This is a genomic window from Tsukamurella ocularis, assembly GCF_024807615.1.
GTDB classification, from domain to species: Bacteria; Actinomycetota; Actinomycetes; order Mycobacteriales; family Mycobacteriaceae; genus Tsukamurella; species Tsukamurella ocularis.
On the sequence record NZ_JANUCJ010000001.1, the window covers coordinates 467,395 to 484,517 of the forward strand.

14 protein-coding genes are annotated in these 17,123 nt (G+C 71.0%); 5 read left to right on the forward strand and 9 right to left on the reverse strand.

All coding sequences use genetic code 11. From position 1 onward, the window contains the following. Positions 1-27 precede the first annotated feature (27 nt). The gene (gene thiE / locus HNP44_RS02375; RefSeq protein ID WP_259141640.1) at positions 28-693 is read left to right on the forward strand and encodes a thiamine phosphate synthase; all 666 of its coding nucleotides are present in this window, start codon (positions 28-30) and stop codon (positions 691-693) included. A 117-nt stretch (positions 694-810) separates the two neighbouring features. On the opposite strand, the gene HNP44_RS02380 is transcribed toward thiE, so the two are convergent. Continuing rightward, the gene (locus HNP44_RS02380) at positions 811-1,281 is read right to left on the reverse strand and encodes an NUDIX hydrolase (protein ID WP_224645283.1); all 471 of its coding nucleotides are present in this window, start codon (positions 1,279-1,281) and stop codon (positions 811-813) included. Positions 1,282-1,433: 152 nt separating this feature from the next. On the opposite strand from HNP44_RS02380, the gene HNP44_RS02385 reads away from it, so the two are divergent. From HNP44_RS02385 to HNP44_RS02395, 3 genes are read left to right on the forward strand one after another with little or no spacing between them, the layout of a single operon-like run. Beyond that, positions 1,434-2,771: a hypothetical protein gene (locus HNP44_RS02385; RefSeq protein ID WP_259141638.1), complete on the forward strand. Its 1,338-nt coding sequence runs from the start codon at positions 1,434-1,436 to the stop codon at positions 2,769-2,771. Further along, entirely contained in the window at positions 2,768-3,748 is a 981-nt protein-coding gene (locus tag HNP44_RS02390; RefSeq protein WP_259141637.1) for a glutamate ABC transporter substrate-binding protein, read from the forward strand. The genes HNP44_RS02385 and HNP44_RS02390 overlap by 4 nt, the downstream gene beginning before the upstream one ends. A 6-nt stretch (positions 3,749-3,754) precedes the next feature. Then, positions 3,755-6,085, forward strand: a complete 2,331-nt coding sequence (locus tag HNP44_RS02395; RefSeq protein WP_259141636.1) for a serine/threonine-protein kinase — start codon at positions 3,755-3,757, stop codon at positions 6,083-6,085. A 128-nt stretch (positions 6,086-6,213) separates the two neighbouring features. Here HNP44_RS02395 and HNP44_RS02400 read toward each other — a convergent pair whose 3' ends face one another. Genes HNP44_RS02400 through HNP44_RS02410 form a run of 3 tightly spaced genes read right to left on the reverse strand, consistent with a single transcriptional unit; the run spans position 6,214 to position 9,241 of the window. Then, the gene (locus HNP44_RS02400) at positions 6,214-7,041 is read right to left on the reverse strand and encodes an ABC transporter ATP-binding protein (protein ID WP_259141635.1); all 828 of its coding nucleotides are present in this window, start codon (positions 7,039-7,041) and stop codon (positions 6,214-6,216) included. Between the two features lie 8 nt (positions 7,042-7,049). After that, positions 7,050-8,141 carry a FecCD family ABC transporter permease gene (locus HNP44_RS02405; RefSeq protein ID WP_259141634.1) on the reverse strand — a complete coding sequence of 364 codons (1,092 nt, stop codon included), beginning with the start codon at positions 8,139-8,141 and terminating at the stop codon, positions 7,050-7,052. Next, positions 8,138-9,241 (reverse strand): FecCD family ABC transporter permease, encoded by a 1,104-nt coding sequence (locus HNP44_RS02410; protein WP_259141633.1) that lies wholly within the window; start codon positions 9,239-9,241, stop codon positions 8,138-8,140. Before HNP44_RS02410 ends, HNP44_RS02405 begins: the two co-directional genes overlap by 4 nt. 43 nt (positions 9,242-9,284) lie before the next feature. Here HNP44_RS02410 and HNP44_RS02415 point away from each other — a divergent pair, with 43 nt between their 5' ends. Beyond that, positions 9,285-10,211 carry an ABC transporter substrate-binding protein gene (locus HNP44_RS02415; protein ID WP_259141632.1) on the forward strand — a complete coding sequence of 309 codons (927 nt, stop codon included), beginning with the start codon at positions 9,285-9,287 and terminating at the stop codon, positions 10,209-10,211. A 19-nt stretch (positions 10,212-10,230) separates the two neighbouring features. Here HNP44_RS02415 and HNP44_RS02420 read toward each other — a convergent pair whose 3' ends face one another. The 5 genes from HNP44_RS02420 to HNP44_RS02440 all read right to left on the reverse strand — a co-directional run bounded on the left by HNP44_RS02420 (position 10,231) and on the right by HNP44_RS02440 (position 17,084). Continuing rightward, positions 10,231-11,790, reverse strand: coding sequence for an adenylate/guanylate cyclase domain-containing protein (locus HNP44_RS02420; RefSeq protein ID WP_259141631.1), 1,560 nt, complete (start codon positions 11,788-11,790; stop codon positions 10,231-10,233). Further along, positions 11,790-12,947 (reverse strand): acetate kinase, encoded by a 1,158-nt coding sequence (locus HNP44_RS02425; RefSeq protein ID WP_259141630.1) that lies wholly within the window; start codon positions 12,945-12,947, stop codon positions 11,790-11,792. Before HNP44_RS02425 ends, HNP44_RS02420 begins: the two co-directional genes overlap by 1 nt. Then, positions 12,944-15,055 (reverse strand): phosphate acetyltransferase, encoded by a 2,112-nt coding sequence (pta, locus tag HNP44_RS02430; protein ID WP_259141629.1) that lies wholly within the window; start codon positions 15,053-15,055, stop codon positions 12,944-12,946. The genes HNP44_RS02425 and pta overlap by 4 nt, the downstream gene beginning before the upstream one ends. Positions 15,056-15,079: 24 nt before the next feature. Beyond that, positions 15,080-16,090 carry a glucose-6-phosphate dehydrogenase (coenzyme-F420) gene (gene fgd / locus HNP44_RS02435; protein ID WP_259141628.1) on the reverse strand — a complete coding sequence of 337 codons (1,011 nt, stop codon included), beginning with the start codon at positions 16,088-16,090 and terminating at the stop codon, positions 15,080-15,082. An 85-nt stretch (positions 16,091-16,175) separates the two neighbouring features. Further along, on the reverse strand, positions 16,176-17,084 hold the full coding sequence (locus tag HNP44_RS02440; protein ID WP_259141627.1) for a SpoIID/LytB domain-containing protein: 909 nt from the start codon (positions 17,082-17,084) through the stop codon (positions 16,176-16,178). Positions 17,085-17,123: the final 39 nt, after the last annotated feature.

Consider the following 17,123-nt stretch of genomic DNA (forward strand, 5'->3'; position numbering starts at 1 on the left):
CTACTCCGCCACGCCTACGCTGGGGCCATGATCTCCCCCCGCGAGCGGCTCGCCTCCGCCTCCCTGTACCTGTGCACCGATGCCCGCCGCGAGCGCGGCGACCTGGCCGAGTTCGTCTCCGCGGCGCTGCGCGGCGGCGTCGACATCGTGCAGCTACGCGACAAGGGCTCGGCGGGCGAGCGGGAGTTCGGAGCGATCGAGGCCGCACAGGAGATCGACCTCGTCGCGCAACTGCGGGAGATCGCGCACGAGCACGGCGCGCTCGTTGCGGTGAACGACCGCGCCGACATCGCGTACGCCGCCCGCGCCGACGTGCTACACCTCGGCCAGGATGACCTGCCGGTGTCGATGGCCCGGGATATCGTCGGGCCGGACGTCGTGATCGGGCGGTCCACGCACGACGGTGCCCAGGCCCGCGCTGCCGCCGCCGAGGACGGCGTCGACTACTTCTGCACCGGACCATGCTGGCCCACACCCACCAAGCCGGGACGCGCAGCGCCGGGCCTGCCGTTGGTCCGCGAGACCGCCGCGATCGCGTCCACGCGGAAGTGGTTCGCGATCGGCGGCATCGACCTGGCGCGCGTCCCCGAGGTGACCGCCGCGGGCGCCGACGCCATCGTCGTCGTCCGCGCCATCACGGCCGCCGACGATCCCGAAGCCGCCGCCCGCGCCCTCAAGGCCGCCCTCCGCTGAGCCGGGCGCCTCCCTAGCGGGAGGTGCTCCACCTTCGCGTGTCGTGCACTCCCTATGTCCATGGACATAGGGAGCTGGCCGCCCCGCTAGGGAGCGCGCGGAAGGGAGTGCGGGGCGCTAGTCCTCCGCGAGGGCGCGGACCTGGACCTGGAGATCCGGCCAGGCGGCGGCGAAGGCGGGGTGCAGCTTGCGGTCGGTCACCGAGCCCAGCGAGACCCACTCCAACGCCGTGGACTCCTCGTTGGGCACGAGATCGCGCGGCTCGACGAGACGGGCGAGCACCGTCGTATAGGTCCAGCCGACCTGCGAGCGGGCGGTGACCACCTCGGAAAGTACCTCAAGTGACGTGGGCGGGAGGCCCGTCTCCTCGAAGGCCTCGCGGAGTGCGGCGTCGGCGGCGGACTCGTGCGAGTCGCGTGCTCCGCCGGGCAGCGCCCAGGTTCCGCCCTGGTGGCTCCACCATGCGCGGTGCTGCAGTAACACCCGGCTCTCGTCCGGCGACAGAGCCAACAGACCCGCGGCGCCGAACCGGCCCCAGAACCGGGAGCCGTCCGGGTCGCGGACCCAGCCGTTCCCGTCACCCAACACGACTCCCACCGTAGCGGACGAAGCGGCCACTCGGGGCGCGCACAATGCGCGTCATCGCGTCTGCAGGAGGGGGTCGCGCGATAGGGTCGAAGGCACCACGTTCGCAGTGACCCGACCCGGCCGAAGGGTGGCTCTCAGGGAAGGAGCAGACGGTGACAGCCCAGGCGTCGAAGAATCGGCAGCTGTCGTCCCTGCGCCTCCGATCCTTTCCGGAATCCTCGGTATTCGCGGAACTGCGGGAGTTCTTCACCTCCAGCCCGGGCAAGCTCGTCTCCATGGCTCTCGTGCTCATCACGATGTGCTTGTTCGCCGGATGGTTCACGTCTGCGGCGCAGCTCTCCCGAACCGAGGTGCTGCAGCAGAACCTGGCCGACTACGAGCCGCGCGCGCACGCCGCACAGGTCCTCTACAGCTCGCTCTCGGCGGCCAACGAGTCCGCCAACGCCGCCTTCGTCGCGGGCGGCCTCCCGTCCGACGAGATCCAGGGCAGCTACAGCATCGCCCTCGCCACCGCCGGCAAGGCGCTCATCACCTCCGCAACGAGCCTGCCGGCGGACGACGGCCGCGCTCACGACAACCTCGACACGATCGCGATGAACCTGCCCGTGTACACCGGCTTGGTCGAGACGGCGCGCACGAACAATCGGCTCGACAACTCGGTCGCTGCCGCCTATCTGGCGACGGCCTCGACCCTGATGCAGGACACCCTGCTGCCCGCGGCGGAGAGCTTCTACCGCGAGGAGACGGAGAACCTGCGCCGCACGCACGATCAGTTCGCCTCGCCGCCGTGGGCCATCTACGGGGTGCTCGGCATCGCGCTGGCGTCGGTACTGCTCACTCACCAGTACCTCGCGCGGCGCACGCAGCGCCGGGTCAACCGCGGCCTGGTTGTCGGGGCGGCGGCGCTGACGATCGCGATGACCTGGGTGGTGGTGGCGGGCTTCACCTCGTCGACCTATTCGCTGCGCGCCGAGCAGCGCGGGACCGCCGCGGTCGATGCGCTCTCGCAGGCCCGCACCCTCACGCAGAAGGCCCGATCCATGGAGACGATGGCGCTGGTGCAGCGCGGCGCCGGACGCGGCGTGCCGGCCACGGCCTTCGCCGAGACGCTGCAGAGCGCGGAGAAGGACCTCGAATCCGTCGCCGACTCCGACCCGCAGATCGCCGCCGCCGTCGATGCGGCGCGGGCCGACGCGCAGCGCTGGGTCACCGCGCACCAGCAGATCGCGGCACGTGAGGCGACGGGCGACTACCTGGGTGCGACGCGGCTGGCCATCGGCACCGACCCCGGCTCCGCGGCCGTCGCGTACCGCTCCCTCGACGGGAACCTCACGGCGGCGATCGACCGGGCCCGCACCCTGTACCGCGACAACGTCAACACCGCCCGGTTCGCGATCGCCTTCTCCGGACCGGGCGCGTTCATCCTCTGCGTGCTCGCTGCCGCTGGGGTCGCCGCGGGCTTCTACCCCCGGGTCAGGGAGTACCGATGATGCGCCGCACACTGCAGGGGATCGCCCTCGCTCTGACCGTCGCGCTGGCGTCGACGGGCTGCGTCGTCGCTGCGCCCGAGGCCCCCGGTGACGCGGTGACCGGCGTCGTCCAGCCGGTGCCCGGCTCCGGCTCCATCGTCCCGACCGATGCCCCGATACCGTCCGAGGTGTCGATGTGCACCGCGACGCCGTCCCCGTCGGGTCTGCCCGCGCCGGGTCAGATGGTGCCGGGCACGACGATGGCGGACATCCAGGACCGTGGCCGCCTCGTGGTGGGCATCGACATCGGCTCCAACCTGCTCTCCTTCCGCGACCCCATCACGGGCGAGATCAAGGGCTTCGACGCCGACGTCGCGCACCAGATCGCCGCCGCGATCTTCGGCGACCCCGACCGCATCCACTTCCGGATCCTCTCCACCGCCGAGCGGCAGAGGGCGCTCGTGGAGGGCACCGTCGACGTGGTGGTCAAGACGATGTCGGCTACCTGCGAGCGGGCGAAATCGGTGGCCTTCTCCGCCACCTACTTCATCGCCCAGCAGCGCATCCTGGCACCGCGGGGCGCGCCGATCAACACCGTCGGCGATCTCTCCGGACGGCGGGTGTGCGAGGTGCGGGGCACCACCTCGCTCGACCGGGTGCGCCGGCTGGTGCCGAGCGCGTCCGTCGTCGCCGTGGACTCCTGGTCGGACTGCCTCGTGATGCTGCAGCAGTCGCAGGTGGACGCGATCTCCACCGACGACGCGATCCTCGCCGGGCTCGAGGACCAGGACCCGAACCTCACCATCACCGGTCCGTCGATGGGGCTCGAGTACTACGCCGTCGGCGTCGGGAAGAACCGGACCGACCTCGTGCGTTTCATCAATGGGGTGCTTCTGCGGATGGCCTTCGACGGGACGTGGATGCGCCTGTACAACCAGTGGTTCGCGCCGTCGCTCGGCCAGGTCTGGTCGGCGCCGGCGGCGAGGTACGAGGGGTGATGCACGATGACTGACGACGTCGAGGAACACACGCAGGCACAGGCCGTCTCCTTCGACGAGGAGGAGGAGCCCGAGCAGGGCACCGTCGGCGCTCCGATGGTGGACCTGTTCGACGACACCGATCCTCCGCCCGTCGGCACCCAGGTGACGACGGTGCCGCCGCCTGCCCCCACCGTGGCGACCGAGGCCACGCCGCGGTTCGGCAACGGTCCCGTGCGAACCGCGAGCACCACCCGCGTCGCGGCGCGGCGGCGCGTGGGCGGCGGTCTCGTTGAGATCCCCCGGATCACCGAGGTCGATCCTTCCGAGGCGATCCGCACCAACCCGATCATCGCGGAGGGCAAACGATACTGCTGGAACTGCCGCAAGCCCGTCGGCCGCGCGCACGACGGGGAACCCGGCCAGCTGATCGGAACGTGCCCGCACTGCGGAGCCAGGTTCTCCTTCGAGCCCGCACTGAAGCCCGGCGACATCGTCGCCGACCAGTACGAGATCAAGGGCGCGATCGCCCACGGCGGCATGGGCTGGATCTACCTGGCCACCGACCTCAACGTGGTCGACCGGCCCGTGGTCCTCAAGGGACTGCTCAACTCAGGCGACGCCCAGGCGCAGGCCGTCGCGGTCTCGGAGCGACGGTTCCTCGCCGAGATGACCCACCCGTCCATCGTCAAGATCTACAACTTCGTCGAGCACCCCGATCCGGACGGCACCCAGATCGGCTACATCGTCATGGAGTACGTCCCGGGGAAGACGGTCAAGGACATCCTCGCCGAGGCTGCGGACGACGCCGACGCGGGCGCCAAGGTGGAGGTCGAGCAAGCGATCGCCTACATCCTCGAGGTGCTGCCCGCCCTCGGCTACCTGCACAGCCTGGGCCTGGCCTACAACGATCTCAAGCCCGACAACATCATGATCAGCGAAGAGGACGTCAAGCTCATTGACCTCGGTGCTGTCGCCCCGCTCGGCGGCTACGGATACATCTACGGCACACCGGGTTTCCAGGCGCCGGAGATCGCGCGGACCGGGCCGTCGGTGGCCTCGGACGTATACACCGTGGGCCGCACTCTGGCGGTCCTGGTCGCCAAGGTGCCGATGGAGGCCGGCCGGTACGTCGACGGTCTGCCCTCCCCCACCGAGGACGACACCCTCGCGAGGTTCAACTCGCTGTACCGGCTGCTGGTGAAGGCGACGGCGGAGGACCCGAACGAGCGCTTCTCCTCAGCGGCGGAACTGACCGACCAGCTCCTAGGCGTGCTCCGGGAGTGCCTGTCCACCAAGTCCGGTGAGCCGCGGCCCGGCCTGTCCGTGGTCTTCACGCCGCAGCGCTCCACCTTCGGCGTCGAGCTGATGCTGCGGGCGGTCGACCCCGATCCGGAGGTCCACGACGACCGTCTGCGCGCACCCGAAGTCCTTGCAGCGTTGCCGATCCCGATCGCGAACCCGGCAGATCCGGCGGCCGGGGTGCTCGCGCTGACGATGCGCAGCGACCCGACGCAGATCCTCGACTCACTCGCCGAGCTCCGGGAAGCGATGGCGGGCACCGTCGAGATCGATCTGGCGGAGGCTCGCGCGCATCTGGAGCTGGGCGAGGTGGACGCGGCGACCACGCTGCTCGACTCGCTGGCCTCCCGCGAGCCGCACCGCTGGCAGGTCACCTGGTACCGAGCCGAGACCGCGCTCATGCAGGGCGACTACGCGGCGGCCTACGACTACTTCGAGACCGTGACCGACCAGGCGCCCGGCGAGGCAGCCCCCAAGCTGGCCGCCGCTGTGGCAGCCGAATTCTGCTACGTCTCCGGCGAATCCGACCCCGAAGGCTGGCTGGACCGCGCGCGCTGCCGATACGAGAACGTCTGGCGCACCGATCGCGGCATCATCTCGGCCGCCTTCGGTGCCGCCCGGATGAGGCGCGCCGCGGGCGACATCGTGGGCACCGTCGAGATCCTCGACCAGGTCCCCTCGACCAGTCGGCACTATCACAACGCGCTGTGCTCGTCGGTGGTTGCGCTGGTGCACGGCCGTGACCTGGCCGACGTCACGGAGGCGCAGCTGCACGAGGCCGCACGGCGCGTGCGCACCCTGCCCAAGTCCGAGTTCCGACGGTTGCAGCTGCGCGCCTTGGTCCTCGGCGTGGCCCTCGGCTGGGTGCAGCACCGCAACCAGCACGGCCGGTTGGACGGTACCCGCACCCTGCTCGACCACGCACTCACGGAGCGCGGCCTGCGCAAGGCGACCGAGAAGTCGCTGCGCGACATCGCCGCCCTCGCCGAGCGCAAGCGGCAGCGGCACGCTCTCGTCGACCTGGCGAACGCGATCCGCCCCCGCACGCTGTTCTGACGCGCGCCCCGCTCGCGCGCTCCCTAGCGGGGCGGCCGCCTCCCCATGTCCATGGACGTGGGGAATGCACGGCGCGCAATGGCTATTCACGTCCCGCTAGGGACCGTTGCGGCGGTGCTGCGGCCCCCCTACTCCGAGCCGGTACGGCGGGTGCCGATCGGCACGATGCACGGGCGGCCCGGGGCGACGGGATCGTCGATCACCTTGGAGTGGAGCCCGAAGGTCTCGCGCAGCATCTCCTCGCTGATGACGTCCGCAGGCGCACCCTGGGCGACCACGGCACCGTCCTTCATCGCGATGATGTTGTCGCTGTAGCGGATGGCGAGGTTCAGGTCGTGCAGCACCATGACGATGGTCCGCCCCTGGCTGCTGAGCTCATCGACGAGGTCGAGCACGTCGAGGGCGTGTGAGAGATCGAGGTAGGTGGTGGGCTCGTCGAGCAGCAGCAGGTCGGTGCCTTGCGCGAGGGTCATCGAGATCCACACCCGCTGCCGCTGGCCGCCGGAGAGGGAGTCGACGGTGCGGTCCGCGAGATCGCGGACGCCGGTCTGCTCGAGCGCGGCGTCGACGACCTCGGCGTCGTCGGAGCTCCATTGCCGCAGCCAGGTCTGATGGGGGTGCCGGCCGCGGGCCACGAGGTCGCCGACGGTGAGGCCCTCAGGCGCAAGCGGGCTCTGCGGCAGCAGGCCCATCGTCGTCGCGATCTGCTTCGACTTGAGCTTGGCGATGTCCTTCCCGTCGAGCACCACGTGCCCGGACGAGGGCTTGATCAATCGGGCCAGGGTGCGCAGCAGCGTCGACTTGCCGCAGCCGTTGGGGCCGATGATCGTGGTGACGACGCCCGACGGGATGTCGAGGTCCAGGTCGTCGAGGATCGTCACCGGTCCATAGCCGGAGGTGACCTTGCGGGCGCCCAGGCGCGACGGTGCCGTCGTCGCGGTTTCGGTGGTGGTCACGGCCTGATTCACTTGGCCCCCTTGAGGTTCTGGCGGACGAGGAGATAGACGAGGAACGGGCCGCCCACGGCGGCGGTGATGATGCCCACCGGCAGCGCGACGGCGAACAACGTGCGCGCCGCGAGATCGGCGCAGGAGAGCAGTGCCGCACCCATGAGCGCCGACGGGATCAGCGGCGGCGTGGGCAGCCGGGTCAGTCGCATCGCGAGCTGGGGCGAGACGAAGGCGATGAAGCCGATCGGGCCGGCGGCGGCGACCGCCGCGGAGGCGAGGAGCACCGAGGCGATGAGCAGCACCGCGCGGTTGAACCCGAGGCGCACGCCGAGGCCGAGCGCCACGTCGTCGCCGAGCTGGACGGCGCGCAGCGGAAAGGCCGCGGCAAGCGCGATGACTGCGGCGGGCACGCCGAGACCGAGTGCGGTCCACACGTCCGACCAGTCGCGGCTCTCGAGCGAACCGACGAGCCAGGTCTGCGCGCGGGCCACGTCGCGGATGTCCGCGCGCACCAGCATCCAGTCGACGAGAGCCCGCATGAGGAAGGTGATGGCGATGCCGACGAGGATCAGCCGCATCCCGTCGACCCCGCCGCGGACGGCGAGGAGGTAGACCAGCCCGCCTGTCACGAGGCCGCCGGTGACCGCGACGACGGGGAGCCCGAAGTCGGTGTTGAGGGTGGCGGCAAGGGTGCCGGTCGAGGTCACCAGGAAGACGGCGGCCACGCCCGCGCCGGCTGTGACGCCGAGGATGTCCGGGCTGGCCAGGGGGTTCCGCGCGATCGATTGGACGATGGCGCCGGACATGCCGAGGGCCGCGCCGACGACCAGTCCCACGAGGGCGCGCGGCATGCGCAGTTCCATGACGATGAAATGCGTCGTCGAATCGCCGGTACCGGTCAGTGCTTGCAGGACCTCGCCGAAGGTCATCGGGAAAGCGCCGAGACGGATGCTCGCACAGAAGGCGATGAAGGCCACCAGCGCGAGGAAGAGGGTGACGGCGACGGGCCACGGCCGCCACACGAAGGACACGACATTCCCGAACCGGAGGCCGGGCCGGATCGGGGGCTTCTTCTGCTCGTCGACCGTGTCGAGGGTGGTGCTCATACCTTGACCGCCTTCCGCCACCAGACGAGAGCCACGAAGAAGGGCGCGCCGAAGAGCGCCACGACGATGCCGACCTCGAGCTCGCCGGGTCGGGCGACCACGCGGCCGACGATGTCGGCGGCCAGCAGCAGCCAGGCGCCCATCAGCGCCGAGTACGGCAGCAACCAGCGGTAGTCGGGGCCGGTGAAGTAGCGCACGATGTGCGGCACCATCAGCCCGAGGAAGGAGATGCTGCCGCAGGCCGCGGTGGCGCCGCCGACGAGCAGGGTCACGGCGGCGATGCCGACGGTGCGCGCCAGGCCGATGTTCAGGCCCAGGCCCTTTGCGACGTCGTCGCCCATGTTGAGCAGGTTCACCGCGGGCCCGTTGGCCAGGGCGAGCAGCAGGCCGACGGCGATGAACGGCACGACCACGAGGATGACGTCGTAGCCGCGGCCGACGACGGCGCCGGCGTTCCAGAACCGGAGGGTGTCGAGCGAGGCGTTGTCGCTGAGTGCGATCGCCGAGGTCATCGAGCTGAGGAACATGGCGACGCCCATGCCGGCGAGCACCAGGGTCAGCGGCGAGCCGACGCCGCGGCCGAGGCTGGAGAGCCCGAAGACGAGGATCGCGGTGAGCGCGGTCCCGAGGAAGGCGAACCAGACGTACTGGATCGGCTGGGTGAGGCCGCCGAGGAAGGTCGCGCAGACCACGGCGAAGGCGGCGCCCTGCGTGAGGCCGAGGAAGCCGGGATCGGCGACGGGGTTGCGGGTGTGTCCCTGGATCAGCGCGCCCGCGATCGCCAGCGCCGCGCCGGCGATGAGCGCCAGCAGGGTGCGGGGCACCCGCAGCGTCTGGATGATGATCGCGGCCTGGTTCAGTTCGGGGTCGGCGGGGTTCGGCCCGGTCGTGTACCGGTGCCACAGGCCGTCCCACACCAGCGAGGGCGCGAGGCTGCGGGAGCCGATCGCGAGCGAGGCGATCACCGTCACCACCAGCAGCACGATCAACAGCACCAGCCCGAACAGGCGGCGCTTGCGCCGGGGGGCGCCGGAGGTCGTCTCCGGCCGCGCGGGCGGGGTGCCCCCGGCGGGGGCCTCCTCAGTCGCAGATAGGGTCACGACCGTAATGATAGGCTGCCCTTCATTTCAAGGAAGGGGCGGTATGCGTCTGGTCTCAGCGGTGCTCGCGATCCTGCTCTCGTTCGCCCTCGCGGCGTGCGCGGCGGTCTCCGATCCGGGCGCGCCGAGCGAGGCGCCGGCCGCGCCGCAGCGGGTGGCCTCGCTGGGCCTGGGCGACGTGGACACGCTCCTCGCACTCGGCGTGGTCCCCGTGCTGGTCGCGCCGTGGGCGCAGGACGCGAAGGAACCCGTCGGCGAGTGGGCGAAGCCGCTCCTGCAGGGCAAGAACCCGCAGATGCTACTCGGCACAGGCACCAACCTGGACACCAAGGCCATCGAGACCCTCGCCGCGACGAAGCCCGACGTGATCGTCGCCGTGAACTCCGGTTTCGACGACGCCACCTTCGCCCGACTGGAGGCCGTCGCGCCTGTGGTCCGGCGGCCCGCCCAGTTCTCCGCCTGGAGCGTGCCCTGGGAGGACCAGGTCCGCGCCATCGCCGGCGGCGTCGGCCGCGCCGCGCAGGGCGACGCGCTGATCACCAAGACGCAGGAGACGATCCGGCGCACGCAAGAGCAGCACCCGCAGTACAAGGGAAAGACGGCAGCCACCATCCTGCCCAAGTCCGACGGGGGCTTCTACGTGTACGCCACCACCGACGGCCGCGGCCAGGTGCTCACCATGCTCGGTTTCGCGCTGCCCGAGACCGTCTCCTCGCTGGTCCCCGCCGGCAAGTTCTTCGCCGAGATCTCCGCGGAGCGCGTGAGCGTCCTCGACCTCGACACCCTCGTCTACCTGGACTATGGCACCAAGGTCGACGAGGACACCGGCTTCCGCGCGCTCGCCGTGAGCCGCGAGAACCGGGTCACCACCATCGACCGCACTCTCGGCAATGCGATGTCGATGCCCAACCCGGTGACCATCGAGTGGGTACTGCAGCAGCTGCCGCCGCGGCTCCCCGCCTTCGCCTGACCGTCACCGTCGGGCCGGGTCAGCGCTTCGCGACGTACATCCGAGTCTCCTGGGAGCGCCCCCGCAGCACGTCGACGGGGCCGGGCCGCCACCGCGCGCACTCCCCCGGGTCGGCGGTCTCGACCGCCGGGGCCGAGGCCCATGGCACCGTCGGGTCCGCCTTGGCATAGGTCGACAGCCGAGCCGCCTCGTTGACCGGGTCGCCGATCACGGTGTACTCGAACCGATCCGCCGCGCCGACGTAGCCGGCGACGACGACGCCGTAGGTCACACCGCAGCCGGCCCGGACCTCCGGCACCTCCAGCGCGAGGCGCCGCATCATCGCCCGCGACGCCGAGAGCGCGGCGCCGGCCGGATCGGTCAGCGGGGCGGGCGCACCGAAGATCGCGAGCACCGCGTCGCCTTCGAACTTGTTGACCAGCCCGCCACGGCTGTTCACCTCCGCGACGACGACCCCACAGAACCGGTTGAGAATCCGGACCACCTGCGCGGCGGGACGCTCGGCAGCCAGCGCCGTGGAGCCGACGAGGTCGATGAAGATCACCGCGACGGTCTGCTCGACGCCGCCCAGCTCGGGTTCGCTCTCGATGGTGGCGCGGGCGACCTGCTCGCCGACTTGCCGGGCGTACAGGTCCCGGACCCGCTCCCGCTCGCGCAGCCCCGCGGCCATCGCGTTGAAGCCCAATTGCAGGTCGCCCAGCGAGGTGCCGTCGTAGACCACGACCTCGGTGTCGTACCGGCCCTCGGACACCCGGCGCATGCCGGTGGTCACGCTCTTGACCGGGGCGGAAACGCGCGAGGACGAGAGCAGGTTGAACGTCATGCCGGAGAAGAAGCCGCCAGCGGCGAGGGCGCACATGCTCACGGCGATACCGGGCACGGTAGCGGCCGGCTCGAAGAGCGCGAACAGCGCGACGGTGATGACGCCGAGGAAGGGCAGCCCAGATCCGAGCAGCCACAGCCTCAGGGAGCGGCCCTGCAGGCTCTGGTGCCGCGGCTCGGGCCGGGTGACCTGCAGCGCGATCGCCGTGACGGGCCGCATGCTGAACTCCATCAGGACCCGCACGACGCCCGAGGTCATCAGTCCGGCGCCCAACACCACCAGGGAGACCTTCGGCACCAGGTCCGGGTCGACACGGCCGTAGAGCCAACCGAACAGGATCGCCGCGCACAGCCAGGCCATCATCTCGAACCAGTAGAGGCGGCGCGGTAGGGCGAGGGCGTCGGAGGCCTCCTGCTGCGTCGGCGGGTCGTCGCCGCCGGTCCACCGCAACGAGCGGTAGACCAGCCAGAAGGTGTACAGGTGGCCCACGACGAGGCCCGCCGCGATGTATGACGGCACCGCCACGGTGTTGACGGTGTGCAGTTCGGGTCGCTGCACGGAGGGCTCGGGGATGCCTACCACGATCAGCATGGCCGCGAACCCGCCGCCGAGGAGCGTCGCGACGGAGGTGCTCGCGGCGATCAGCGCGACGGTGCGGGTCCTGCGCCGGCGGGCGCCGTCGGTGCGGGTCCCGAGGAGCGGCGAGCCGTAGTCGGCCCCGTCGCCCTCGATCCCCACCGCGCGCCCGAGGGGCATCAGAGTGCCGCTGCTTCGCGGGCGATCGCGAGTTCCTCGTTGGTCGGGATCACGAGCACGGCCACGGGAGCCTCATCGGGCGAGATTCGCGTGGGCTCGGTGATGCGGCCCGCGTTGCGCGCGGGATCGACGACGATGCCGAACCGCTCCAGCCCCGCGAGGGCGTCGGCGCGTACCTGCGCGGCGTTCTCGCCGACCCCGGCGGTGAAGGTGATGGCATCGGCCCCGCCGAGGTCGACGAGGTAGGCGCCGATGTACCGGCGGAGGCGGTGGATGTACACGTCGTAGGCGAGTTTCGCGTTCTCGTCGCCCTGCTCGATGAGCGCGCCCAGCGCGCGGAAGTCGTTCTCCCCCGCGAGGCCCTTGAGCCCCGAGCGGCGGTTGAGCAGGTCGTCGATCTCGTCGATGCTCATGCCCAAGTTGCGCCCGAGGTGCAGCACCAGGCCCGGGTCGACGTCGCCGCTGCGGGTCCCCATGACGAGGCCCTCGAGCGGGGTCAGGCCCATCGACGTGTCGACGGCGCGGCCGCCGCGGACGGCCGAGGCGGAGGCGCCGTTGCCCAGGTGCAGCACGATCTGGTCCACCTCGGCGTTCGGGCGTCCCAGGAACGCAGCGGCCTGCTGCGAGACGTACTCGTGCGAGGTGCCGTGGAAACCGTAGCGGCGCAACGCGTGTTCCGCGGCGAGCTCGCGGTCGATCGCGTAGGTGGCCGCCGCGGGCGGAAGGTCGTAGAAGAAGGCCGTGTCGAAGACCGCCACCTGCTTCACTCCGGGCAGCAGCTCGCGCGCCACCTCGATGCCCTGCGCGTTGGCCGGGTTGTGCAGGGGCGCCAGCGAACTGAGCCGGCGGATCTCGGCGAGCACGTGGTCATCGATGAGCGTGGGCGAGTGGAAGGAGCGGCCGCCGTGCACCACCCGGTGGCCGACGGCGGCGATGCCCGCCGGGGTGCCGGCACCGTCGGCGAGGTCGAGTCCGCGCGCGGTGAACTCCGTGAACACCCGGCGCAGCGCGGCCTTGTGGTCGGGCACGTCGCTCTCGCCGATCCGCTCGACGATGCCGCCGTGCACCACCTCGCCCGTCTCCGGGTGCAGCAGTTGGTACTTCAGCGACGACGAGCCGGAGTTGAGGACCAGGACCGTCCCCGCGACGGCGCTCATCGGGCGCTCCGGTCCGCGGCGAAGGCCTGGGCCTGGATCGCGGTGATGGCGACGGTGTTGACGATGTCCTCGACCAGCGCGCCGCGCGAGAGGTCGTTGATCGGGGCGTTGAGGCCCTGCAGCACGGGGCCGATCGCGATGGCGCCGGCGGAGCGCTGCACGGCCTTGTAGGTGTTGTTTCCCGTGTTGAGGTCGGGGAAGACGAGCACCGTCGCCTTGCCCGCCACGGCGGAGTCGGGCATCTTCGACGCCGCGACGCCGGGGTCGACGGCCGCGTCGTACTGGATCGGGCCCTCCACCAACAGTTCCGGGGCGCGCTCGCGGACGAACGCGGTGGCGGCGCGCACCTTGTCGACGTCGGCGCCGGTGCCGGACTCGCCCGTCGAGTAGGACAGCATCGCGATCCGCGGGTCGATCCCGAACTGGGCGGCGGTCTGCGCCGACGAGATCGCGATGTCGGCCAGCTGCGTCTCGGTCGGATCGGGCACCACGGCGCAGTCGCCGTAGGCGAGAACCTTGTCCGCCAGGCACATCAGGAAGATCGACGACACCGTCGAGACGCCCGGCTTGGTCTTGATGATCTCGAAGGACGGCCGGATGGTGTGCGCGGTCGTGTGCGCGGCGCCGGAGACCATGCCGTCGGCCATGCCGAGGTGCACCATCATCGTGCCGAAGTAGCTGACGTCCACCACGGTCTCGGCGGCGCGCTCGAGCGTCATGCCCTTGTGCTTGCGCAGCTCGTAGTAGGCCTGCGCGAACTTGTCGACGAGGTCGGTCGCGCGCTTGGGGTCGATCACGTCGGTGTCCCCGAGATCGACGCCCAGCTCGGCGGCGCGGGCCCGCACGCGGGACTCCTGGCCGAGGATGGTCAGGTCGGCCACCTCGCGCTGCAGCAGCCGACCGGCGGCGCGCAGGATGCGGTCGTCGCCGCCCTCGGGCAGCACGATCCGCTTGCGGTCGGCGCGGGCCCGGGCGATGAGGCTGTACTCGAACATCTGCGGGGTCACGACGCCCGGGTTGGAGACCTGCAGCGCCTCCAGCAGCGCGTCCGAGACGACGTACTTCTCGGTGAGCGCGATCGCGAGGTCCACCTTGCGCTCGGAGCCGGGGCCGACGCGGCCCCGGGTCGTCGCCGCGAGCCGGGCGGTCTCGTACGTGCCGTACTCGACGGAGATGATCGGCACGTTGGGCTTGAGGCCGTCGACCAGGGCCGCGGTCATCGGGTGCGGCATGTACCCGCCGTTGAGGATGATCCCGGCCAGTGACGGGAAGCCGTTCGCCCGGTGTGCGGTCACCATGGCGAGGAGCACCTCCGACCGGTCGCCCGCGGCGACCACGGCGACGCCCTCGGTGATCCGCTCCAGGCTGTGCTCAGCGGTCATGCCCGCGACCAGCACGGACATCGCCTCGCGCGAGAGCAGCTCGGGGTCGCCCCAGAGCAGCCGGCCGCCCATGGCCTCCATCAGCTCGCCCATGGTGGGCGCGGTGAGCACGGGCTCCTCTGGCAGCACCCAGACGGGCAGGCCGGTGTCGGCCTTGAGCGCCTCGCACACCGCCTCGAGCTGCTGCGGCGCGCATCTGTTCGCGATGATCGACGCGGTGTGGGCGTGGTTGGCCCTGATCTCCGCCATCGACTGCTCGGCGACGGCGACGACCTGCTCGGGCGTGCGGTCGAGGGCCTTGACCGCGAGCAGGATCGACGAGCCCAGGTTGGCGGCGATCCGCGCGTTGAAGGAGAGCTCCGTCGGCGTGGTCACGTCCGTGTAGTCGGAGCCGAGGACCAGCACGAAGTCGCACTTGTCCGCGACGGCGTGGAACCGGCTCACGATCTCGGCGATCGCGGCGTCCGGGTCCTCGTGCACCTGCTCGTAGCTGACGCCGACGCACTCCTCGTAGTCGAGCTCGGCCGTGGCCTGCTCGATGAGCAGCTCCAGGATGTAGTCGCGCTGCTCGCCCGTCGACCGTGGGATGGGCCGGAACACGCCGATCGTCCACCCGGTGGACGTGAGGAGGTTCATCGCGCCGAGCGCGATGGTGGACTTGCCCGTGTCCCCCTCGGGGGAGGCGATGTAGATGCTGGTCGTCTTCGGTGCTCGATCCGCGGCCATGGGATTTACTATCGCAGCCGCGGGTCAGCCGAGCGCGCGCAGGCGGGGCTCGAGATCGCGCTGGAAGTTGTCCAGGAACCGGCGCTGGTCGTGGCCGGGTGCGTGGAGGACGAGGTGGTTGAGCCCGGCGTCCACGTACTGCTTCACTGCCGCGACCGCCTCATCGGGATCGGACGCGACGATCCACCGCTTGGCGACCTGCTCGATGGGCAGCTCATCGGCGAGGCGCTCCATCTCTGCGCTCGAGTTCACGGAGTGCTTCTGCTCCGCGGTGAGCGAGAGCGGCGCCCAGAAGCGGGTGTTCTCCAGCGCCAGTTCGGGATCCGGGTCGTAGCTGATCTTGATCTCGATCATCTTGTCCAGCGCGCCGAAGTCGCGTCCGGCGAGGTCCGAGCCCTCCTTCGCTGCGGGGATGAGCTTGTCGGTGTAGAGCTCCATACCCTTGCCGGAGGTGCAGATCATGCCGTCGCCCACGCGGCCCGCGTACTTGGCCACGACGGGGCCGCCGGCGGCGATGTACACCGGCACGGGCTTGTCCGGGATGTCGAAGAGGACGGCGTCCTTGGTGTGGTAGTAGTCGCCCTCGAAGTTCGTGATCTCGCCGGACCACAGCTCGCGCATGAGCCGCACGGACTCCCGCAGCCGCGCGAAGCGCTCCTTGAACTCAGGCCACTCGCCCTGGAAGCCCGTGGCGTACTCGTTGAGCGCCTCTCCCGAGCCGGCGCCGAGGAAGATGCGATCGGGGTACATGCACGCCATGCTCGCGAAGGCCTGCGCGATCACCGCGGGGTTGTAGCGGAACGTGGGCGTCATGACCGAGGTGCCGATCTTCACCCGTTCGGTGCGCTCGCCGACGGCGGCCATCCAGGCGAGGGAGAACGGGGCGTGCCCGCCGTTGACGCGCCAGGGCTGGAAGTGATCGCTCACGGCGACCGAGTCCATGCCCGCGGCCTCCGCCGCGACCGCGATCTCCACCAGTTCGCGGGGCCCGAACTGCTCCGCCGATGCCTTGTACCCCAGCTGCAACTTCGCCATGCGCCTCACACTACTGCGTCCGATCGGACACCGTCACTGTGCGCAGCGGCCTGGGACTTCGCCGACGGCAGCGACGTTCGCTCGCCTATCGGGAGGCGGGGTCGTCGGCGCGGGAGGCTCCGTACTCGGTCTCGAAGACGCGGCCGTCCTTGGCCATGACGAGGCCGTACGTGCTGACGATGACGGCGTCGGTCCGCGGGTCCTCCTTGTCGACACCGCCGTACACCTGGGAGGCCTGGGTGTCGTCGAAGGTCTCGCCGCGTTCCGCACCACGGACCAGGACGTAGGAGCGCGCCGCGACGGCCTGCGCCTGCAGCGCCGCGACGCCGCCCTCATCGGCCCAGCCGGGCGAGTTCTCGACGGGGACCACGCTGCGCACGTAGTCCTCGATACCCACCACGTTGAGCACCGCGCCGTCGCGGGCGACGAGCCGGCCGCGATACCGGGCGTTGTCGCCGCAGAACCGCAATACCTGGTCGGGGGCGATGCCCTGGTCCGCCGTGAGTGGACTGACGGTGCGGTCCGCGGATTCGACGGTGCCGAGCACCTGCCCGCCGCAGCCCTGCCGAATCGTGGCGGTGGTCCCGTCGATGCTGACGGCCTGCCCCGGCATGACCTGCTTGCCCCCGACGAGGGCGCCCGCCGGCGCCAGCACGTCGACGCGGCTCCGCTCGCTGAGGCGGACCGTGACAGGGAGGCCGGTGTGGACGGTGCCCAGAGTGGTGCCGGGGTAGTAGAAGGCGAGGATCCGCTGCGCATCCCATCCCTGCTTGGCATAGGTGAGCGCGCCGAGCTGGCTCATGCCGCGGCCATGCCCGCCGGAGGCTCCCGGAGCGACATCGCCCGGGGCGTCGACGAGCGCTGTCTCAGGCAGCGTCCCCGTTCCCGCGAGGACCCCGCCGATGGCCAGGACGGGTATCGCCGCGAGGAGCGCGGCTCGGGCGGCACGACTGCGCCGCGATCGCCGGGGGCCGCCGTCGATCCACACGGGCATCCTCGGGTCTCCTTCAGTCGTCAGCCACGAGCCCGTGGG